The following is a 19377-nucleotide window of genomic DNA, read 5'->3' as shown; positions in this document are numbered from 1 at the left end:
GTCAGGGGTTTCTGCGGCGCAGCCAGCCGAAGAGGCGTCGAGGGCATTCCGGTTCGTCGATCGTCCGTCGTGCCTCGGCCTGTTGCCGCACTCCTGTCGACTGCCGTCCGTCGGCCGACCGGAGCGCGTCGCGCGGCCGGAGCCCATCGCTCGCCCAGAGCGCCACGGACGCCTGCTGCGCGTCGCCGGAATGCCGCCTCTCCTCGATCGACTGCCGCTGCTCCTCGATCAGCTGTGTTCGTTCCCGACTCACAGCCGGAGCGGTCCGGGGGGTCGGTGTCGGTCGTGGCGCCCGACGGTGTGCCCGCGCCTCCTGCAGGGTGTTGGCCAAGTCGGACCGGAGCCAGCTGATCTCGTCCGGGTCCTCTGCCGTCATGATCCGTGCGGCGACGTGGGCGGCGGGCGAGTCGGGAGCGCCGTGTGTGGTCCGTTCCGGATCGAAGCGGCTCATGTAGGCGCGTTCGTACGGATCGGCGACGATCTCCGCGACCTGCGCGGGATCGAGCAGTGAGGCCACAGCCGCGGCACGGGCCCACGGGTCCTCGGTCTGCCGCAGCAGAAAGCCCACATGGCGCCCTCGCCAGTTCCGGGCCCTGAGGTCCAGGCCCGCGTCCAGTTGGTCGCGCAGCCCTTCGGGAGTACGCCCGTTCAACAGCGGAGCGTTCTCCTCGGCCTCGGCGAACTGCCGCAGTTCCTCCGCCAGATACAGCCAGACGACGGCCCTGTAGCGGTTCAGATAGAACTTGACGGGCACCACGAAGCCCAGGCGCGCGAACCTCGTGAACCGGGCTGCCGTCACGTCCATGAGAGCCGCGCCCTCCGACGTACCGACCGCCTTGACGCGTTCCTTCAACCCGTCCGGGAACCCGTCCTCGGACATCACCCGGTCGATCTCCGCGCGGGCGACGCGACGGCCTCCGCCGCCTTCGTCCGGGACGGTTCGGATGCGACCGAGTCGTACGGCGAGGTCGAACTCGCCTCGTTTGAGCCCCAGCTCTCGTGCCGCGCGGCTCTGTGCGAGGGTCTGCCGGGCCGACGTGGCGACGGCCGGATTCGCGCCGACGGCAGTGGCGTTCAGAAGAGCGGCAGCGGTGTTCGCGCTGGGCGTGACGGACTGCGTGATGGTGTTGCCGGACATGATGGTTCTCCCCCGTAGCAGCGGTGTGCACTTGCGTGCGGTTGCTTCGAGAAAAACCGTAGCCGGTTCGCCGCGCCTCCCGCCGAGCCTGTGGATAACTCCGGCGACAGAGAGTCTGTGCAGGTCAGAGGTCTATCGAGGACGAGTGTTCCGGCTGGCGGGCATCGACGTGGAGGTGTTCGCCGACGCGGTTGACGAGCAGCGTCATCTCGTACGCGACCTGGCCGATGTCGGCCTCCGCCGCGCTGAGCACGCACAGACAGCTGCCTGTGCCGGCCGCCGTGACGAAGAGCACGGCGTCGTCGAACTCGATCATCGTCTGGCGTACCCGGCCCGCGCCGAAGTGCCGGCCCGACCCCTTGGCCAGGCTGTGCAGGCCCGAGGAGACGGCGGCGAGATGCTCGGCGTCCTCCCGCCTGAGCCCCGTGCTCGCCCCGGTCACCAGGCCGTCGTTCGACAGCACCAGCGCGTGTCGTACGTGCTCCACACGCTGGGTCAGGTCGTCCAGCAGCCAGCCAAGTCCTTGGTTTTCCGCCATGATCCGTCTCCCCGTGGATATGTGGCTCCCCCTGGCCGGAGGATCTGATCAACCAGCCTTCCCCACCACCGCCGTCCGGGCAAGGAGGATAGGGGCATGGCACACAAGATGACCGATGAGGAATGGCGGGCCTTCGTCTCGAACGGCACCCGCACGGGCAAGTTGTCGACCGTCCGGGCCGATGGGAGCCCTCATGTGGCACCGATCTGGTTCCTGCTCGACGGGGACGACCTGGTATTCAACACGTCGAAGACCACTGTCAAGGGACGGAATCTGGCCCGCGACGGCCGCGTCGCCCTGTGTGTGGACGACGACCGGCCGCCGTACGCGTACGTCATCCTGCAGGGGCGCGCCCGGATCTCGGAGGACCTCGACGAACTCCGACTGTGGGCGGGGAGGATCGGAGGCCGTTACATGGGCGAGGAGCGGGCCGAGGAGTTCGGCGCCCGCAACGGCGTGCCCGGCGAACTCCTCGTACGCGTGAGGATCGAGAAGGTCCTCGCGGAAGGCGGCCTCGCGAACTGAGCGGGCCTGCGCGGCGGGTGAGCGAGGGACCCATGTCAGCCCACTGAAGCCCTTCGTGTCGGCCGGGCGAAGTTCCTCGCGTCAGCCGACCGAGTCGAGCAGCCGGGCGGTGTGCATCCGCCCGGCGTACTCGACGAGACGTATCAGCACCTCCTTCCCCGAGTCGCGGTCACGGGCGTCGCAGAGCACCACGGGCGTTCCCTTGTCGAGGTCGAGGGCGCGTGACACTTCGTGCGCGCCGTACGTCCGCGAGCCCGTGAAGCAGTTGACGGCGACCACGAAGGGGATGTGCCGGTGCTCGAAGTAGTCCACCGCGGGGAAGCAGTCCTCCAGCCGCCGGGTGTCGGCGAGGACGACGGCTCCGAGGGCCCCTTGCGACAGTTCGTCCCACAGGAACCAGAACCGGTCCTGGCCCGGCGTGCCGAAGAGGTAGAGCGACAGGCCCGACCTGATGGTGATGCGGCCGAAGTCCATGGCGACGGTCGTCGTGACCTTCTGGTCCACCCCGTCGGTGTCGTCCACCGACTGGCCCGCCTCGCTCAGCAGTTCCTCGGTACGCAGCGGCCTGATCTCACTGACCGCGCCCACCAGGGTGGTCTTGCCCACGCCGAATCCGCCGGCGACAAGAACCTTCAACGCCAGGGCTGTCTCACCGCTCGTGGCGTCGGAGTGTTCGGAGACCATCGATCACTTCTCTCGGGAGTGCCGACCACGGCCGACATCAGTACGTGTGTGCGGATTCGGCATCATGGCAACTACGACTCCGCTTCGCGGCGTTTGACAGCAAATTGACCGTTCTGGCGGTCTCGTGCTCCTTCGGTACCGCGATGAGCGCGGAACGAGGTGCGGGACGGTTCGACAGGGGGTGTGATCCGTCATCTACAGGGCCCTCAGTCCTTCGATGACCTCGCGCAGGATGCGCTCGTCCGGCAGTTGCGCGGGCGGCACCGGGCGGCAGACCTTGACGCAGCCGAGTTCCAGGAGGTCGCCGAGGAACACGCGCACCACGCCCACGGGGAGGTCGGCGTCCGCGGCCAGTTCGGCGACCGACTGGGTCTCGATCCGGCAGAGTTCGATGAGGGCTCTGTGTTCCGGCCCGAGTCCGGTGTCGTCGCGGAGGTCGGGTGCCCCCGAGTCGAGCGAGACGAGCGCGATCAGGTCGAAGCGCACCCCGGTCGGGCCGGACTTGGTGCGTCCGCCCGTCATCGCGTAGGGGCGGACGAGCGGCCCGGCCTCGTTGTCGTACCACTGGCTGCCCGGTTGTTCAGGAGGATCTGTCCGGTCCTCGGCCATGTGCGCCGGCATCGTCGGTCACCCGGCCGCGGGCGGCTGAGCGGCGGCGCGGGGTGCCGAGTAGAGGTGCTCCCCCACCCGTTTGACCAGGAGCGCCATCTCATAGGCGACCAGGCCGATGTCGGCCGTCACGGCACTGAGGACGGCCAGGCAGGAGCCTTCTCCGGCGGCCACCACGAACAGGAAGCCGTCGTCCATCTCCACCATGGTCTGGCGTACGCCACCGGCGCCGAAGTGACGGCCGGCCCCCTTGGCCAGGCTGTGGAAGCCGGATGCGATCGCGGCGAGATGCTCCGCGTCGTCGCGCCTGAGGTCGCTGGACGCGCCGACCGCGAGTCCGTCGTTGGACAGCACGACGGAATGCCGCACTTCGGCGACGCGCAGCGCCAAGTCGTCCAGCAGCCAGTCGAGTTCGCCGGACCGTTGGGCGGTCCCCATGCCCGGTTCCTGGATCATGCGGGGTCTCCTTCGCTGCTGTCGCTGCCCGCTACGGGGTCGGGGGTGACGCCGAGACCGGGTGCACGGCCGCCGCCGCGGGTCCACCCCGCGCGGTAGGCCGCCATGCGGTCCCGTACCGCCTCGGGGGTGCGCTCGTCGTCCTTCCGAGGCGCGGCTTCCGCCGGCTCGTCGGGTCGTCCCTTGCGCAGTTGCGGGGCGAGGCTGGCTTGTCGTACGCGCCGTGGGAGTTCGTCGGATTCCACGGTGTCGTCCTCGGGTCGGTGCAGGCGCAGGGTGGTGACGCCGGGCGGCGGATGACCTTCGCGCTTGCCTTCGGACGAGGCTTCCGCCCCGATCGGTATGGGAGGCACGAGCGCGGGCCGCTCGTTCAGTGCCTCTACGGAGAGAGCCTCTACGGAGTCGCGTTTCGGGTCGGGGCCGGGCACACGCGCGTACGCGCGCTCCGCGGCCTTCTCCGGGTCCGCCCGGCGGCCACCGGAACGTTCCTCCGCGGCGGCCTGCAGCAGTGGCGTGGGCAGCAGGACGACCGCGGTGGTGCCTCCGTAGGGCGAGGTCCGCAGGTGAACCTTGATGCCATGACGGGCCGCGAGCCTGCTGACCACGAAGAGGCCGAGCCGGTCGCTGTCGAAGAGGTCGAGTGCCTCTGACTGCTCGATGCGGCGGTTGGCCTCGGCGAGTGTCTCCTTGCCCATGCCGAGCCCTCGGTCCTCGACCTCCACGGCGTAGCCGTTGCCGACCGGCTCTCCGGTGACGCGCACCCGGGTGTGGGGTGGTGAGAACTGGGCGGCGTTCTCGACGATTTCGGCCAGCAGGTGCGTGAGGTCCGCCACCGCGGCTCCGACGACCGCGGTCTCCGGGAGTTGTCGTACCTCCACGCGCGCGTAGTCCTCGACTTCGGAGACGGCGGCACGGACCACGTTCGTCAGGGAGACCGGCATGCGCCAGGCACGGCCGGGAGCGGCGCCGGAGAGGATGATCAGGCTCTCCGCGTGGCGGCGCATGCGGGTGGTGAGGTGGTCGAGCCGGAAGAGGTCGCTCAGTTCGTTCGGGTCGTCGGAGCGACGCTCCATGGTGTCCAGCAGGCTCAGTTGGCGGTGGACGAGAACCTGGCTGCGGCGGGCGAGGTTGACGAAGACTCCGGAGATGCCGCTGGCGAGCTCGGCACGCTCGACCGCGGCATGCAGGGCGGCACGGTGCACGGTGGTCAGGGCTTCCGCGACCTGTCCCGCTTCGTCCTCCGCGGGCGGTCCCGGCGGGGCCTCGGCACGGACGTCGATCTCCTCGCCCGCGCGCAGTTTCCGCATGGCGTGCGGAAGTTTGCGCCGGGCGATCTCCAGGGCGGTGTTGCGCAGGCTCACCAACTCGATGACGAGGCCGCGTCCGATGCGTACGGAGATGACGAGGGACGCGGCCACGGCGACGAGTCCCAGCAGAACCGCGGCACCGGCCGGGGCGAGCAGACCGCGCCGGAGCGGGTCGGCCCGGTCCGCGACACCACTGCCGGCGTCCGCCTCGATCGTTCGCATGTCGTCCCGCACGCGCGCGTGCGCCGCGTTCCAGGTCTCCTCGGGTGCGGCGCCGAGCGCCCTGCCGCCCGGACCGGCCGCGAGCACGTCGTTCTCGACGGCGTGTACGTCGGCGTACGCGCTGCCCTCCACCAGTCCCTGCCAGGCGACTCGTTCGGAGCCGCGGAAATCGGGGACGGCCGACTCTGTGAGCAGCCTGCGTGTGTCGACCGCGCCGGTGAACATCCGGAGTCGCTGCCCGTCGAGGGTTCCGGCGAGCCGGGCACCCACGAGGACCGCGTCCTCTTGCGCGAGGGCCTCACCGGCCCGTGAGAATTCGAGCAGCACGCGCGCGTCGGAGCCGATTTCCGCGTCCTGGATGCCGGTGAGCGCGCCGCCCACCGAGAAGGCCGTCGCAATGGTCTTGGTGTACCGCTCGTGCGTCTCGTGCCAGCCGGCCCTCCGGTCGAGCACGGCGGTCCGCAGGGAGCGGAGCTGTTCGGCTCCGGTGACGAAGGTTTCGAGGCGTCCGGCCACTCCGGAGGGCAGTTCCTCGCTGTCGGCGACAGTGCTGTCGTCCCCGAGCCGGAGTTTCGCCACGGCCCGGTCGGTGCGTGCCGTCAGCTTCTTGAGGTCGCCCGCCCGGTCGGCGGCGGGTTTGGTCGCGTAGCCGACGGCCGCCGCGCGTTCTTCCTGGAGCGCGGCGACGGCCGCGGCGACCGGCGCACGCACCTGGGCGTCCACGCGCTGCAACTGCCGCAGCCTGGAGACGTCCTGCGCGGTCGTGACGGTGGCGTACGCCCAGAGGGCGAGCAGGGAGACGACGGGCACCATCAGCAGGCAGACGATCTTCGCCCGCACGGTCCGGGGACGCAGGCTCCAGCCTCCCTCGCGCGTGGGTGCGTCACTGGGCTCCATGTCGGCGGATTCCTCCGGGCCGGAGCCCTCGTCGGCCGGCGGTCCGGCGTGCGCGCGGCGGCCCCGCACCGGGTTCGGTGGTGTCTGGGAGCCGTCTGTCGGGGTCCTACGGGGTGTACGCATGGCCTCCTCGCTCGGAGTGGTTCGGGGGGACGCGCCCGCCGGGTCGCCGGTCCGGGCCCTCCGCTAGCGGGCGGCGCTCTCGACGGGCCGCTGGGCCGAGGCGGAGGCCTCGCGCTCCCCCGCCGTCGGGGAGAGCGCGACGAACGCCGATGTCAGGAAGAGATAGGACCCGAGGCCGACGGCGAGGGGGAAGATGAACTGCATCGCCGTGGCCCCGGGCAGGACGTCGCCGGAGGGCGAGACCCGCACGCCGACGGCGATCATCCCGGTGTAGTGCATGCTGCTCACCGCCCCGCCCATGACGAGGGAGGCGACGGCGACGGCGATCGGCGACTTGATGTTCAGCGCCGCCCACAGGGCCGCGGTCGCCGCGACGACGGCGATCAGGACCGAGATCCCGACGAGCACCGGGTCGTAGGTGACGTCGCCGTGCAGCCGCAGTGCGGCCATGCCCAGGTAGTGCATGCTCGCCACACCGAGCCCGGTGGTGAGCCCGCCGAGCACCAGCGCACGGCCGCGGTCGCGGCCGTATCCGACGGCGAACACGCCCGCGCCGACGACGACCACGGCGACGAGCAGGCTGAGCATGGTCAGTGGCACGTCGTAGCGGATGTCGGTGCCGCTGACGCTGAAGCCGAGCATCGCGACGAAGTGCATCGTCCAGATGCCCGTGCCGATGGCGGAGGCCGCGGTGAGCAGCCAGTTGCGGCGCGACCGCCCCGAGGCACCGAGCGCGCGGACCGTGCAGCGCAGTCCGAGGGCGGCGCCTATGCAGGCCATCACGTACGACAGCACGGGGGTCAGCCAGCCGAAGGTGGCGTGGTCCAGGTGTCCCATGGCTCCGGGACGCTAGTCCCGCTCGGAGCGCACGAAGGGGGCGCGTTTCGAAAGGTGGTGGAATATGGCGCAGCAGTGCACCGGAACGATCGCGTCACGCTCGAACATGCGCGCCGCGCTGTGGTCCGTGTCGGCGTTCGATCGCATCGCTCACCCGTCGGTGCGGGATCATGCGGTGCATGAGCGACGACCACACGCATGTCCAGGAGTTCTTCGGGGCCCGCGCGGCCGACTGGGACACCCGGTTCCCCGACGACGGTCCGGTGTACGCGGCGGCCGTCACCGAACTCGGGCTGCGGGAGGGCGACCGGGTGCTCGACGCGGGCTGCGGTACGGGTCGTGCCCTGCCGCCCCTGAGGGACGCCGTGGGGCCCTCAGGAACGGTCCTCGGCGCGGACGTCACCCCGGCCATGCTGGAGGCCGCGGTACGGGCGGGCCGTGACCGGGACGGGCAGTTGCTACTCGCCGACGTGGCGGGGCTGCCGCTGCGCTCGGAGTCGCTCGACGCCGTGTTCGCGGCCGGCCTCGTCGCCCACCTTCCGAACCCCTCGGAGAATCTGCGGGAGTTGGCGCGGGTCGTCAGGCCCGCCGGAACGCTGGCGCTCTTCCACCCGATCGGCCGGGCGGCCCTCGCGGCGCGCCAGGGCCGACAGATCACACAGGACGACCTGCGGGCGGAGTCCAACCTCCGCCTGCTCCTGTCCGGCTCCGGCTGGCGTCTGACCTCGTACGTGGACGAGGACTCCCGGTTCCTCGCGCTGGCCGTACGCCTCCCCTGAGGCTGCGTATGAGGACGTTACTGCAGCTTGGGGCGTCCCGTCGGCCTCAGGCCGTCCCGGCAATCTCGGCGGCGAAGGCGGCCGGTTCGTCGAACATGATGTTGTGCCCCGCGCCGGGCACCGTCACCACCCGCACCCCGGCCTCCTCCAGGGCTTCCCTGCCCTTGAGTTCGCCGCTGAGGGCGCCCTGCAGATAGACCCGCTCGATCGCCAGGCCTTCGAGCATGCTGCGCATCGTCGGGTTCGATCCGCGGAAGAGTCCGGTCGCGGTGCGGTGGAGGGCACGCGGGTCCGCGAGCCGCATGGTCGCCGCCCACTGCGGGCCGACCTTCTCCAGCACGCGCGCGTGTCCGCTGCTCACGTACTCGTCCTCTTCGTAGGAGGCGATTCCGGTGCTGCCCGCGGTGACGGGAGGGCTCGGATCGAGGTTGGCCTCGGTGAGGACCAGTCGTGAGACGAGATCGGGCCGCCGATGGGCGAGCACGATGGCGACGGAGCCGCCCATGCTGTGCGCGATCAGTTCCGCGCCGGTGGCGCCTGCCGCGTCCAGCGCCGCCGCCAGCGCGTTCGCGTGGTCGTCCAGGGTGTAGCCGAAGTGCTCGGGCCTGTCGCTGATGCCGTGTCCTGGCAGGTCGACGAACAGGGAGTGGCGACCGGCCAGTTCGGGCCGCGCCGCGATGTGCGCGTGGTAGACGGTCGATGCGGCCCCCAGGCCGTGCACGTACACCCGCGCGGGATCGTCACCCGCGACCTCCGTCCAGCGGACGCAGTTCCCCTTGCCGTCGAACTCGGCCTGCTTCATCGCCACTCCCCTGCTCTGTCGCGTGCTTCTCCGGGAGGATACATCGGACCCGATGTATCACTGATCCGATGTACCACGAGGGTGAGGCAGAATACGGGCATGCTGGAACTCGCCATCCTCGGCTTCCTGTACGACACCCCGCTGCACGGTTATGAGCTGCGCAAGCGCATCACCGCGCTCGCGGGCCATGTGCGGCCCGTGGCCGAGAGCACTCTGTATCCGGCGATCAAAAGACTGGAGACGGCCGGTCTGCTGGCTCGCGCGACGGAGCCGGGCGCGGTGGCCGCCCCGCGTCACGTCCTGACACTCACCGAGGACGGCAGACGCGAACTGCGCCGCAGACTGGCGGAACCCGTGCAGCGCGACATCACCGACGAGAACCGCTGGTTCACGGTGCTCGCCTTCCTCCGGCACCTCGACGACGCCACGGCCCAGGCCGCCGTTCTACGACGACGGCTCGCCTTCCTCGATGAACCGGCGAGCTTCTTCTACGAAGGTGATCGACCGCTGCGGGCCGAGGAGTTGGACGATCCCTTCCGGCGCGGGATCCTCACCATCGCGCGCGCCACGAGCCGGGCCGAACTGGCATGGCTGCGGTCCATGATCGACTCACTCGACCCGGGTGGACGGTGACCGCTCCACAACCCTGTCCCTCTTCTGAAGTCGAAGCTTCAACTCTACGTTGAGTAGCAGCACATGAGCGATCGGCTACGGCAACCGCACAGGGGGAAGGTGGCCCGCATGTCCGGCACACTGGCCAGACTCTGGAAGTTCGTTTCACGCCCGCGACCGATCGAGTCCTCGGAGCATCCGCCCGGGGCGAAGCGCCGGCCGGAAAAGCGCACCCACAACCTGTTCGAGGCCGCCGCGGCGTATGTGTCGGCGTGCGCCGAGGACGACCAGGACGGGATCGACGAGGCCGCGACCTGGGTGTCGCCGGAGGCGCTCTCGTTCGGGGTCAATGAGCTGGCGTGCCGGGCTGTCATCGCGCTCGCACGGGAGCGCGACGAGTCGCCCACGGCGGTGGCCCGGACGCTGCTCGGCCTTCCTGCCGCCTGACGCCGGCGAGCAGCAGGTCGATACCAAGGCGGGTCCGTGCAGGGGCGGACGCGGGACGGGCGGGGCGGCGATCAGTGGTCGTTTCGCCCCCGTCCAGGGGGACAAGCGCAGCTCCGTACGCATTCGGGACCCGTGACAAGCGCCGCGGGGGCGCATTAGGGTGCGCCGACGGACATAGCGATGGGGAGGCAGGGATGGCCGGGACGGACGATGAGGCCGTCGCCTCCGGGGACGACGACGCACTGTATGTGCTGACGGCGGTGCTCTTGACGCCTGCGCAGTTCCCCAGCGTGCTGGGCGACGACTACCCGGAAGCGTGCGCGGCGCTCGCTCTCGCACCGCTCGCCGACGGGTACGGCCTGGTGCTCGGCCAGGACGGGGACGGGTCGCGGTGGACGGTTGTCATCGACGACGTCTCATTGGTGGCTGTCGCCATCGCGTCCTGGGACTGCGGCATGGAGTACGACCTGTCGCCGGACGAACGCTCGATGGTCGCGGCGCTGCCCGGGTGGCCGCTCGCCGTTGCCGTGGCGGCGCCCGGCGTGCCCGCCCCGCACGATCCGCCGCCCGACATCGCGGAACAGGCACCCCTGTCCCCGCCGGACACATCCACGTGGGGCCCGGCGCAGCGACGCCTGGGCGCCGACGAGATCGCCCTCCAGTGGGCGGCGTGGCGTGAGCAGATCGACGACGAGGAGTTCGCCGGTCAGAACGGCGAGGCGCCGCCGGAGCAGGACCCGCAGGACGACGAGTCCGGCAAGGGCGGAGAGGCCGGCGACAGCGGGAGCACACCCCTCACCGGCGTCCAGCGCGTCCTCGCGGAGGCTCGCTCGTATGTGGACTCGGCACCTCCCCTCGGCCGAGTGCGGTCGTCCTTCGCCTCGGGTGACGCGAGGATGCTTCGGGCCGACGGGCCGGGCTGGTCGATGGTGGCGAGGACCGACGACATCGCCTTCGTGCTCCTCGACGAGAAGCCCGGAGAGGTTCTGCCGGTCGGCCGCGGGCCTGAACTGCCCGGGCTGCTGGAAGCACTGGACAAGATCGCCGTACGTCCCAGCTGAGCCCGGTGGATCGGTCCGGAGCGGCCGTGGTCGGTCCTGTCGCGCTAGCGGTCGGTGCTCGACGCGCTCACGGCGTGGGTGGAGCGGGGCGCGCGCCGCCCGCGGGCCGTACCGTCGGCAGGCCCGTGAGCGGCGACATGGTCAACTCCTGCGCTCTGGAAGGGAATCGACCGGATCGGCCCCGCCTCAGCGGCCCAGCTCCTTGCGGGACACACGGCGCAACCTGCGCCGCTGCGAGGGGTCCAGCGTCAGATACGCTGCCGTCGGAACTCCCAGGACGATCAGGAGGGCAGCCCACCAGGGCAGCCAGATGAGCAGGAGAAGCCCGACCGCCACACCCCCTACGGCGATCTTCGCGTTCTTCGACATGTGCGTAGCCTCCTTCGCGGCCACTGCCGCTCTCTGTCTTGAGAACGGGCCCGTGTTCCCTGCAGTTCCAGGCCGCGACCCTGATACAACCCTGAGTCGCGTCCCCTACTCGACCCTGAGCGGCTCGCCGACCTCGTACATGTGCCGCAGGGCCTGCCGGTAGGAGTCCACGAGTCCCGTCTCCGCGTAAGGGATACCCAACTCTCGGCAGTGTGCGCGCACCAGGGGCTGGACGAGCTTCAGATGAGGGCGGGGCATGCTGGGAAACAGGTGATGTTCGATCTGATAGTTGAGGCCGCCCAGGAACCAGTCGGTCACGGCGCCCCTTCGGATGTTGCGCGACGTGAGCACCTGACGACGCAGATGCCCCCATCCCTCGCCATCGGGGTCGGGCATCTCCATGCCCTTGTGGTTCGGCGCGAAGGCCAGGCCCAGGTGCAGCCCGAAGAGCGCCTGGTGAAGCGCGGCGAAGGCGAGAGCCGTGCCGAGGGACATCGAGCCGAGCAGCAGCATCACGTACCCGGCGACGTGCGCCACCAGCAGGAAGCCCTCGGCCAGGCGTTCCCGCGGAGGCTGTCGACGCAGGTCCTGGAAGCCGTGGATCTTCAGGGCGATGCCTTCGAGGAGGGTGAGCGGGAAGAAGAGCCAGGCCTGGTTGCGGGTGAGCCAGCGCCGGAAGCCGCTGCGGTCGGCGGCTTGTCCGCTGGTGAAGACCAGGACGTCGGCCACGACGTCTGGATCCTTGTGGATGTGGTTGGGGTTGGCGTGGTGACGGTTGTGCTTGTCGTTCCACCATCCGTAGCTCATCCCGAGCAGCAGATTGCCGTGGACGAGCCCGATGAGACGGTTCATCGAGCGGCTGGCCGCGATCTGGGAGTGCCCCGCGTCGTGGCCTATGAAGGCCGTGCGGGCGGACATCACCGCGAGCAGCGGGGCAAGGAGCAGCACCCACCAGGAGTGGCCGATCAGGACGACGCCCGCGACGACGCCGGTCAGGGCCAGCGCGTTGACGGCGATGGCCAGTGCGTACCAGCCCTGCCTGCGGTCGAGAAGGCCCTGGCCCTTGACGGTGCGCAAGAGCGGTGTGAACTCGCTTCCGGCGGGGACCCTGGGAGGGCGTTCCGCAACGGCTGTGACGTTTTCGGGCATGGCGGGACTCCGGTCTCTGGAGGCTGGAAGAAGCGGGCTGCGGCAGGCCGGCCGCGGGGAACGCCGACCTCAGGAAACCTACGGATCGGCGACCCTGGGCGACCATGGCGCCACCCCCCGTGTCCGGGCGGGGACAGCCTCGGCCGCCGGGTGGACCTGGCAACACCCCCAGGAGAGAGTGGCCCGTGTCACACCAATCGATGACCACCGAGCGTTACTCGTGCTGTATCCTCGGCGACCTTGACCACAGGTAGTCAAATTTGAGGAACGCGTCATCGCTGTGCAGAGGATTCCTGCGGCAACTCCCTCCGAGATCTCCGAACTGGCCCGCTGCTGTGCCGTGTTCATGCCTGCCGATCCGGCCCGTACCGGCACCGTCGCCTTCTGGATGCCCGACGGCGAAGACCCTCCCGCGGTCGATTCCGGCGCTGTCGAGGAGCTGACGGTCGCTCTGCCCGGCGAGGAGGGTGTCGAGCTGGTGACCGTGCCGGCCGTCGTGCTGCCGGTGCGGGCCGCTCTGCCGGTGCTCACGCGCGCGCGTGCCGTGGCGCACGCCCACAGGGCGACCACCTTCTGGGGTGCCGCGGCCGTGCTCGCGCTCCAACTCGCCGCGCGCGGGCTGCTGCTGCCCGGTCTGAGCACAGGCGACCACGACGCATGGCGTGCCGGCCCCTTGGGCGCTGCGGACCTGGGGCGGATCCGCGAACTGGCCGCCGCGATGCCGCCGCACGCACACGCGGTACCGGTCGACGAGGCGGAGCCGCTACGGCTCCCCGATCCCGAATTGCTGCTGCGTGCCTTCCTCGACGCGGTCGCCGACACGCTGCCCCGCTCCCCCGCCGCGACGCTCGCGGCGGGCGGCCCCGCCTTCGCCGCTCCCGAACCGCAGCACGTGCCCGAGCAGCGTGCGTGGGCCGCCGACGTGGCCGCGGGACACGACGCCGGCGTACGGATCTCGCTGCGCGTCGAGGTGCCGGGCCTCGCGTCGGCCGTGTCCGACGAGACCCGGCTGCCGTTCCGTGCGGTGCCGCAGTTGCACAGCGTGAGCGATCCGGCCCTGCTGGCGGACGCGTCCGAGGTCTGGGGCGGCACGAGCCCGGCCTTCGGTCCGCGCGCGCGGATGGATGCCCTGCTCGCCTTGCGTCGCGCCGCACGGGCCTGGCCCCCGCTCGCTCCTCTGCTGTCGGCGACCGTGCCGGACTCGATCGAACTCGCCGACGAGGAAGTCACGGAGCTCCTCGGTGAGGGTGCCCGATCGCTCGCGGCCGCGGGTGTGGAGGTGCACTGGCCCAGGGAACTGGCGCACAAACTGACGGCCCGCGCGGTCATCGGTCCACCGAACGAGGAACAGGGCCCCGACAGACTGTCGTCGGACACGCCGTCGTTCCTGTCGGCCGACGCGCTGCTGGCCTTCGACTGGTCGTTCGCCCTGGGCGACCAGCACCTGACACGTCAGGAGCTGGACCAACTCGCCGAGGCGAACCGCCCCATGGTGCGGCTGCGTGACCAGTGGGTGCTCGTCGACCCCCAGGAGGTCCGTCGCGCCCGCGCCCAGCAGGATCACAAGGTGACGCCCATCGACGCGCTGAGCGCCGTTCTGACGGGTTCCACGGAGGTTGGCGGCCGGAGAGTCGACGTACAGCCCACGGGGTGGCTGACGACGCTGCGGGACCGTCTGGCGGACCCGGAGGGACAGGAGTCGGTCGGGCAGCCCGCCGCACTGGCCGCGACCCTGCGCGACTACCAGCTGCGGGGGCTCAACTGGCTGGCGCGCATGACCTCGTTGGGTCTTGGCGGCTGTCTCGCGGACGACATGGGCCTGGGCAAGACGATCACGCTGATCGCCCTCCATCTGCACCGGCAGACCGACGAGTCCGCCGCGGGGCCCACGCTCGTCGTCTGTCCGACGTCCCTGATGGGCAACTGGCAGCGCGAGATCGAGCGGTTCGCCCCGGGCACTCCGGTGCGCCGCTTCCACGGTGGGCGACGGAGCCTCGAAGGGCTGGCCGCCGGCGAGTTCGTACTCACCACGTACGGCACGATGCGGCTCGACGCGCCACGGCTGGCCGAGGCTTCCTGGGGCATGGTCGTCGCCGACGAGGCGCAGCACGTGAAGAACCCGTACTCGGACACGGCCAAGCGGCTACGGACGATCGGTGCACGCGCGCGCGTGGCGCTCACCGGAACTCCCGTGGAGAACAACCTCTCCGAGCTGTGGGCGATTCTCGACTGGACGACACCGGGCCTGCTGGGCAGGCTCGGCACCTTCCGCAACCGGTACGCCAAGGCGGTCGAGGGCGGGCAGGATCCAGGAGCGGCGGACCGGCTCGCCCAGCTCGTGCGGCCGTTCCTCCTGCGCCGCCGCAAGTCCGACCCGGGCATCGCGCCCGAACTGCCGCCGAAGACCGAGACCGACCGGGCCGTGTCGCTCACCAAGGAGCAGGCGGGTCTGTACGAGGCAGTGGTCCGCGAGACCCTCGCCGAGATCTCGGGCGCCGACAGCATGGCGCGACGCGGACTGATCGTGAAGCTGCTCACCGGCCTGAAGCAGATCTGCAACCACCCGGCGCAGTTCCTCAAGGAGGACAGGCCGAAGATCCCCGGGCGCTCCGGAAAGCTGGAGCTGCTGGACGAGTTGCTCGACACGATCCTCTCCGAGGGGGCATGCGTTCTGGTCTTCACGCAGTACGTGCGGATGGCGCGCCTCATCGAGCGGCACCTGAGCGCACGCGGCGTCACCTCGCAGTTCCTGCACGGGGGTACGTCGGTGCCCGAGCGCGAGGCCATGGTGCAGCGATTCCAGGACGGTGAAGTGCCCGTCTTCCTGTTGTCGTTGAAGGCTGCGGGCACGGGCCTGAACCTGACACAGGCAGAACATGTCGTGCACTACGACCGCTGGTGGAACCCGGCCGTCGAAGCCCAGGCCACCGACCGGGCGTACCGCATCGGACAGACCCGGCCGGTGCAGGTGCACCGGCTGATCGCCGAGGGGACGATCGAGGACCGCATCGCGGACATGCTGGTGCGCAAGCGGGAGTTGGCGGACTCGGTGCTCGGGTCCGGGGAGTCGGCCCTCACCGAGCTGACCGACTCCGAACTGGCCGACCTGGTGGAACTGCGAGGAGGCACCCGATGAGTGACCCGTACGGCAGCATCCCGGAGCGCACCTTCGCCGCCCTGCCGCCCGCGGGCGGGCGGGGCTTCGCGCAGACCTGGTGGGGGCAGGCCTGGCTGAAGGCCCTGGAGGACGCGGCGCTGGACTCCGAGCAGGTGAAGACGGGCCGCCGGCTGGCCCGGGCGGGGACCGTGGGCGCCGTGTCGGTCCGCCCGGGGCGCATCACCGCGGTGGTCATGGACCGCGACCGCACCTCCCACCGCGCCGACGTCCTGTTGCAGGAACTGTCCGAGGAGCAGTGGGACCGCTTCCTGGACATGGCCGTCGAGCGGGCCGGGCACATCGCGGCACTGCTGGACCGCGAGATGCCGCCGCATCTCGTCGAGGACGCGGCGGCCGCCGGCGTCGAACTCCTTCCGGGGCTGGGCGATCTCGAGGCGCAGTGCGACTGCGGCGCGTGGGACCACTGCGGTCACACGGCGGCGCTGTGCTACCAGGTGGCGCGGCTGCTGGATCAGGACCCGTTCGTGCTGCTTCTCCTGCGCGGTCGCGGAGAGCGCGAACTGCTGGACGAGCTGCAGGTTCGCAGCGTCCCCCGGACCGAGACCGAGGCTCCCGGACAGGAGCAGGCGTACGAGGGCGTGGACGCCGCCGAGGCGTACGCGGACGGGGACATCCTGCCCCCGCTGCCCGACACGCCTCCCGTGCCCGTTGAGCCGGGGCTGCCGCCCTCCCTGGACACGGAGACCGGCCCACCGTCCGGAGTCGATCCGGCCGCGCTGGAGTTCCTGGCTGCGCAGGCCGCCCGCGAGGCGCACCGTCTGCTCGGCGAAGCCCTCATGGCCGGCCACGAACAGCGCTCCATACACGCCGGGTTGACGCTCGCGCAGGACGCCGTGCGGCTGGCCTCGGGTGTTCCCGGGACTTCGGTGACCGACCGGCTCGCGGAGGGGTCGGGCCGAAACCGCGAGGGGCTGGCCCTGGCCGTCCGCGCCTGGGAACACGGGCGCACGGCCGCGCTCGAAGTCCTGGAGGAAGACCGACCAGTGGAGGCGGAAACCCTCGCACGCGCGCGTGCCGCCCTGGAGTCGGCCTGGGAGGAGGACCAGCGGCCGCCTCTGCGCGCGTCCCGCAACCGCTGGACCGTCGTCGGCGGTCGGACACAGTTGCGTCTGGGGACGGACGGCCGCTGGTGGCCCTATCGCAAGGAACGGGGGCGCTGGGCTCCCGCCGGCCCCGCCACTCAGGATCCGGCGACCGCGCTCGCTCTGGCGGAGGGGCAGGAGTGACGCCTGTCTGAAGAGCACCCAGGGCACTTGGCGCACGCAGGCACCGGCACCGTCCACCGGATGAGTGGTGGACGCCCGGTGTTCACCCTCCAGCCGTACGGCGTTCGGGGCGGGGGCGAACTCTGGCCGCTGTCACCGAATTCGTGCCCCAGGAGGCCCCATGTCCCCGTACGCCGCAGGCCGGCGCAGCGTCCACCGTTCCGTCGCCGCGGGCGTGCCGCTCGCCCTGCTGGCCGCTCTCGCGGTGGCGGGCACCGCGGTCGGTGCGCCCTCCGGGGAGGCGCGTGTCACGGGCTCCGCGACACTCGGCGACATTCCGCTCGGCACGTTCAGCAACACGCTGTTGCCGGGCACGGTGGGCGACGACCGGGGCGTGGATCTCGGCGGCATCGGCAGCGACATCTACCCCGCGGGCCGCAAGGGCGAGTTCTGGACGGTCACCGACCGCGGCCCCAACGGCCAGATAAAGGTGGCCGGCGAGAAGCGCCGCACCTTCCCCGTGCCCGGCTTCGATCCGGCGATCGTGCGGATCCGGGTGTCCGGTGACACCGTGAAGGTGCTGGACGCGATCCCGGTCACCACCTCCTCGGGGAAGCCCGTCACGGGCCTGTCCAACCAGAAGGGACGCGACGAGGCGCCGTACTCCTACGACGCGAAGGCACCGCTCTCGTACAACCCGAACGGGCTGGACACCGAGGGGATCGTGCGGGCCGAGGACGGCAGCTTCTGGCTCGTGGACGAGTACGGGCCCTCGCTGATCCACGTCTCCGCGCGCGGGAAGGTGCTCACCCGGTACGTGCCCAAGGGGCTGGGCCTGACCGGTGCGGACTATCGGGTGGTTGAGGCGCTGCCCGCCGTCCTGCTGCACCGGAAGGTCAACCGCGGCTTCGAAGGGCTCGCCCAACTGCCGGGCGGGGACCTGGTGATGGCCGTGCAGAGTCCGCTGTCGCTGCCGGACACGGATGCGGGCGAGGCGTCGCTGACGACACGTCTGCTGCGCTTCTCGCCGAAGAAGCGGGCTGTCACCGCCGAGTACGCGTACCGGTTCGACCCGGTGAACGTGGTCGACCCGAGCGAGGACGACACCTCCGAGCTGAAGATCTCCTCCGTGGTGGCCGTCGGCCGCGACCGGTTGCTCGTCGAGGAACGCACCGACAAGGCCGCCCGGCTGCAGGTCGTGAAACTGACCCGGGGTGCGGACATCCTCGGGGACAAGTGGGACGACGGCACGACGGCACCCTCCCTGGAGCAGCTCGACGACCCCGCGGCCTCCGGCGTTCCGGTGCTGCGCAAGCGTCTTGTCGTCGACCTCGCCTCGGTGAAGGGGGTGCCCGGGAAGATCGAGGGCGTCGCGCGCGTGGATCACGACACGCTGGCACTGATCAATGACAACGACTTCGGAATGACGGACGGGCCGGAGGCTTTCGACGCCCGGGGACGGCTGGTGGACAGCGGCATCGAGACCACCGTGACGTACGTACGGCTGCCGCGCGGGATCTGAGTTCCCGCCTCAGCCGGGCGTTTTCACACCTCTCACGCGCGCGTGGCTCATGTCAGCGGTTTGGTGAGCTTGCGTTTTCCGGCGCCGACGTCCGCGGCCAGGCTGCAGGCGACCTTGTCTATGCCGAGCTTGAACCCGGTGGGGTCGGGATACTGCACCAGGGTGCCCCGCACGGTGCCGGCGGGCTGCTTGGCCGCCTTGGTGTCCAGGGGTTTCGCGCAGAGAGCCGATGCCGCCTTCTTGAGGGCGGCATCGGTCGTGTACGTGCCTTCCAGTTCGGCCACCTTCACGACCTCGGCGTCGTGCGCCGCGCTGCACGAACGCTTCGCGGCCTGGCCGGGCTTGGTGTCGTCGATGTTGAAGCAGTCACCGGTCCGCAGCATGTAGTACGGCACGTCGTCGCCCCCGAGGGACGGGAGCAGCGAGTCCAGGTCGGTCGGGACGCCGCTGGGCAGACCGGACGGCACATCGGTTGGCAGGGAGGGCAGTTCGGTGGGCAGCTCCGAAGGGATGCTCAGCGAAGGCGTCGGCAGTCCCCCGGCGGTGGAGTCGCTCTCCGAGGGTGACTTCTTGTCGGACGAACCGTCACCGCTGGTGGCCACCAGAGCGACCGCGGAGCCGGCACCGAGGACCACGATCACGGCCAGCACGAGGAACAGCACCCGGCGGCGTCGTCCAGGGCCGCCCGGTGGCCCGGGAGGCGGCGACGGCGGTGGCGGCTGCCAGCCTCCGCCGCCCCCCTCCCACGGCGGATCGTTGCCTCCGGGCGGAGGGCCGTAACCCTCTGGAGGAGGTCCGAAGCCTTCGGGCAGCGGGCCGAATCCACCGCCGCCCGGAGGAGGCGTGTTGTCCGGCGGCCGAGGAGGCTGGGGCGGTAAGGGCGGCGTGGCCATACCGTCAAGAGTCGCCTCGAACCG

At 70.8% G+C, this 19377-nt stretch carries 19 protein-coding genes; 8 read left to right on the top strand and 11 right to left on the bottom strand.

All coding sequences use genetic code 11. The features are described from left to right. Position 1: 1 nt before the first annotated feature. Positions 2–1138 carry a DUF6397 family protein gene (locus OG718_RS44980; protein WP_328846866.1) on the bottom strand — a complete coding sequence of 379 codons (1137 nt, stop codon included), beginning with the start codon at positions 1136–1138 and terminating at the stop codon, positions 2–4. A gap of 124 nt (positions 1139–1262) precedes the next feature. Continuing rightward, complete coding sequence (locus OG718_RS44975) at positions 1263–1676, bottom strand: roadblock/LC7 domain-containing protein (RefSeq protein ID WP_055611773.1); 414 nt, start codon at positions 1674–1676, stop codon at positions 1263–1265. 96 nt (positions 1677–1772) lie between these two features. Between OG718_RS44975 and OG718_RS44970 the strand changes: the two genes are divergently transcribed. Then, positions 1773–2201, top strand: coding sequence for a PPOX class F420-dependent oxidoreductase (locus OG718_RS44970; RefSeq protein ID WP_143633070.1), 429 nt, complete (start codon positions 1773–1775; stop codon positions 2199–2201). An 81-nt stretch (positions 2202–2282) separates the two neighbouring features. Here OG718_RS44970 and OG718_RS44965 read toward each other — a convergent pair whose 3' ends face one another. The 5 genes from OG718_RS44965 to OG718_RS44945 all read right to left on the bottom strand — a co-directional run bounded on the left by OG718_RS44965 (position 2283) and on the right by OG718_RS44945 (position 7336). Next, positions 2283–2885 (bottom strand): GTP-binding protein, encoded by a 603-nt coding sequence (locus OG718_RS44965; protein WP_328846865.1) that lies wholly within the window; start codon positions 2883–2885, stop codon positions 2283–2285. A gap of 195 nt (positions 2886–3080) precedes the next feature. Beyond that, a complete protein-coding gene (locus OG718_RS44960; RefSeq protein WP_328847941.1) occupies positions 3081–3494 on the bottom strand; it encodes a DUF742 domain-containing protein in 414 nt (137 codons plus the stop codon). Positions 3495–3512: 18 nt separating this feature from the next. Further along, entirely contained in the window at positions 3513–3950 is a 438-nt protein-coding gene (locus tag OG718_RS44955; RefSeq protein ID WP_328846864.1) for a roadblock/LC7 domain-containing protein, read from the bottom strand. Continuing rightward, positions 3947–6499, bottom strand: coding sequence for a sensor histidine kinase (locus OG718_RS44950; RefSeq protein ID WP_328846863.1), 2553 nt, complete (start codon positions 6497–6499; stop codon positions 3947–3949). The genes OG718_RS44955 and OG718_RS44950 overlap by 4 nt, the downstream gene beginning before the upstream one ends. Before the next feature lie 63 nt (positions 6500–6562). Further along, the gene (locus tag OG718_RS44945) at positions 6563–7336 is read right to left on the bottom strand and encodes an MHYT domain-containing protein (RefSeq protein WP_143633063.1); all 774 of its coding nucleotides are present in this window, start codon (positions 7334–7336) and stop codon (positions 6563–6565) included. A 179-nt stretch (positions 7337–7515) separates the two neighbouring features. Between OG718_RS44945 and OG718_RS44940 the strand changes: the two genes are divergently transcribed. Beyond that, positions 7516–8115 (top strand): class I SAM-dependent methyltransferase, encoded by a 600-nt coding sequence (locus OG718_RS44940; protein WP_143633061.1) that lies wholly within the window; start codon positions 7516–7518, stop codon positions 8113–8115. Positions 8116–8161: 46 nt separating this feature from the next. On the opposite strand, the gene OG718_RS44935 is transcribed toward OG718_RS44940, so the two are convergent. Continuing rightward, a complete protein-coding gene (locus OG718_RS44935; RefSeq protein WP_143633059.1) occupies positions 8162–8917 on the bottom strand; it encodes an alpha/beta fold hydrolase in 756 nt (251 codons plus the stop codon). A gap of 99 nt (positions 8918–9016) precedes the next feature. Here OG718_RS44935 and OG718_RS44930 point away from each other — a divergent pair, with 99 nt between their 5' ends. The 3 genes from OG718_RS44930 to OG718_RS44920 all read left to right on the top strand — a co-directional run bounded on the left by OG718_RS44930 (position 9017) and on the right by OG718_RS44920 (position 11037). Beyond that, on the top strand, positions 9017–9550 hold the full coding sequence (locus OG718_RS44930; protein ID WP_143633057.1) for a PadR family transcriptional regulator: 534 nt from the start codon (positions 9017–9019) through the stop codon (positions 9548–9550). A gap of 108 nt (positions 9551–9658) precedes the next feature. Then, positions 9659–9976, top strand: a complete 318-nt coding sequence (locus OG718_RS44925; protein WP_260694877.1) for a hypothetical protein — start codon at positions 9659–9661, stop codon at positions 9974–9976. Positions 9977–10170: 194 nt separating this feature from the next. After that, entirely contained in the window at positions 10171–11037 is an 867-nt protein-coding gene (locus OG718_RS44920; RefSeq protein WP_143633054.1) for a hypothetical protein, read from the top strand. 186 nt (positions 11038–11223) lie between these two features. Here the strand turns inward: OG718_RS44920 and OG718_RS44915 are convergent, their stop codons facing one another. Further along, complete coding sequence (locus OG718_RS44915) at positions 11224–11406, bottom strand: hypothetical protein (RefSeq protein ID WP_055611783.1); 183 nt, start codon at positions 11404–11406, stop codon at positions 11224–11226. Positions 11407–11511: 105 nt separating this feature from the next. Beyond that, positions 11512–12555 carry an acyl-CoA desaturase gene (locus tag OG718_RS44910; protein ID WP_328846862.1) on the bottom strand — a complete coding sequence of 348 codons (1044 nt, stop codon included), beginning with the start codon at positions 12553–12555 and terminating at the stop codon, positions 11512–11514. A 280-nt stretch (positions 12556–12835) separates the two neighbouring features. Here OG718_RS44910 and OG718_RS44905 point away from each other — a divergent pair, with 280 nt between their 5' ends. The 3 genes from OG718_RS44905 to OG718_RS44895 all read left to right on the top strand — a co-directional run bounded on the left by OG718_RS44905 (position 12836) and on the right by OG718_RS44895 (position 18460). Continuing rightward, positions 12836–15691 (top strand): DEAD/DEAH box helicase, encoded by a 2856-nt coding sequence (locus OG718_RS44905; protein WP_328846861.1) that lies wholly within the window; start codon positions 12836–12838, stop codon positions 15689–15691. Beyond that, entirely contained in the window at positions 15688–16959 is a 1272-nt protein-coding gene (locus tag OG718_RS44900; protein ID WP_328846860.1) for an SWIM zinc finger family protein, read from the top strand. The genes OG718_RS44905 and OG718_RS44900 overlap by 4 nt, the downstream gene beginning before the upstream one ends. A 160-nt stretch (positions 16960–17119) precedes the next feature. Next, positions 17120–18460 (top strand): esterase-like activity of phytase family protein, encoded by a 1341-nt coding sequence (locus tag OG718_RS44895; protein ID WP_328846859.1) that lies wholly within the window; start codon positions 17120–17122, stop codon positions 18458–18460. A gap of 47 nt (positions 18461–18507) precedes the next feature. Here OG718_RS44895 and OG718_RS44890 read toward each other — a convergent pair whose 3' ends face one another. Further along, a complete protein-coding gene (locus OG718_RS44890) occupies positions 18508–19122 on the bottom strand; it encodes a hypothetical protein (RefSeq protein ID WP_186001641.1) in 615 nt (204 codons plus the stop codon). Between the last annotated feature and the right edge of the window lie 255 nt (positions 19123–19377).

This window comes from Streptomyces sp. NBC_00258 (assembly GCF_036182465.1).
Taxonomy (GTDB): Bacteria; Actinomycetota; Actinomycetes; order Streptomycetales; family Streptomycetaceae; genus Streptomyces.
This window is presented reverse-complemented; position numbering and strand designations above follow the sequence as displayed.

Coding starts and splice junctions, on each gene's coding strand:
- OG718_RS44980 (WP_328846866.1), bottom strand. CDS start 1,138: ATGTCCGGCAACACCATCACGCAGTCCGTCACGCCCAGCGCGAACACC.
- OG718_RS44975 (WP_055611773.1), bottom strand. CDS start 1,676: ATGGCGGAAAACCAAGGACTTGGCTGGCTGCTGGACGACCTGACCCAG.
- OG718_RS44970 (WP_143633070.1), top strand. CDS start 1,773: ATGGCACACAAGATGACCGATGAGGAATGGCGGGCCTTCGTCTCGAAC.
- OG718_RS44965 (WP_328846865.1), bottom strand. CDS start 2,885: ATGGTCTCCGAACACTCCGACGCCACGAGCGGTGAGACAGCCCTGGCG.
- OG718_RS44960 (WP_328847941.1), bottom strand. CDS start 3,494: ATGGCCGAGGACCGGACAGATCCTCCTGAACAACCGGGCAGCCAGTGG.
- OG718_RS44955 (WP_328846864.1), bottom strand. CDS start 3,950: ATGATCCAGGAACCGGGCATGGGGACCGCCCAACGGTCCGGCGAACTC.
- OG718_RS44950 (WP_328846863.1), bottom strand. CDS start 6,499: ATGCGTACACCCCGTAGGACCCCGACAGACGGCTCCCAGACACCACCG.
- OG718_RS44945 (WP_143633063.1), bottom strand. CDS start 7,336: ATGGGACACCTGGACCACGCCACCTTCGGCTGGCTGACCCCCGTGCTG.
- OG718_RS44940 (WP_143633061.1), top strand. CDS start 7,516: ATGAGCGACGACCACACGCATGTCCAGGAGTTCTTCGGGGCCCGCGCG.
- OG718_RS44935 (WP_143633059.1), bottom strand. CDS start 8,917: ATGAAGCAGGCCGAGTTCGACGGCAAGGGGAACTGCGTCCGCTGGACG.
- OG718_RS44930 (WP_143633057.1), top strand. CDS start 9,017: ATGCTGGAACTCGCCATCCTCGGCTTCCTGTACGACACCCCGCTGCAC.
- OG718_RS44925 (WP_260694877.1), top strand. CDS start 9,659: ATGTCCGGCACACTGGCCAGACTCTGGAAGTTCGTTTCACGCCCGCGA.
- OG718_RS44920 (WP_143633054.1), top strand. CDS start 10,171: ATGGCCGGGACGGACGATGAGGCCGTCGCCTCCGGGGACGACGACGCA.
- OG718_RS44915 (WP_055611783.1), bottom strand. CDS start 11,406: ATGTCGAAGAACGCGAAGATCGCCGTAGGGGGTGTGGCGGTCGGGCTT.
- OG718_RS44910 (WP_328846862.1), bottom strand. CDS start 12,555: ATGCCCGAAAACGTCACAGCCGTTGCGGAACGCCCTCCCAGGGTCCCC.
- OG718_RS44900 (WP_328846860.1), top strand. CDS start 15,688: ATGAGTGACCCGTACGGCAGCATCCCGGAGCGCACCTTCGCCGCCCTG.
- OG718_RS44895 (WP_328846859.1), top strand. CDS start 17,120: ATGTCCCCGTACGCCGCAGGCCGGCGCAGCGTCCACCGTTCCGTCGCC.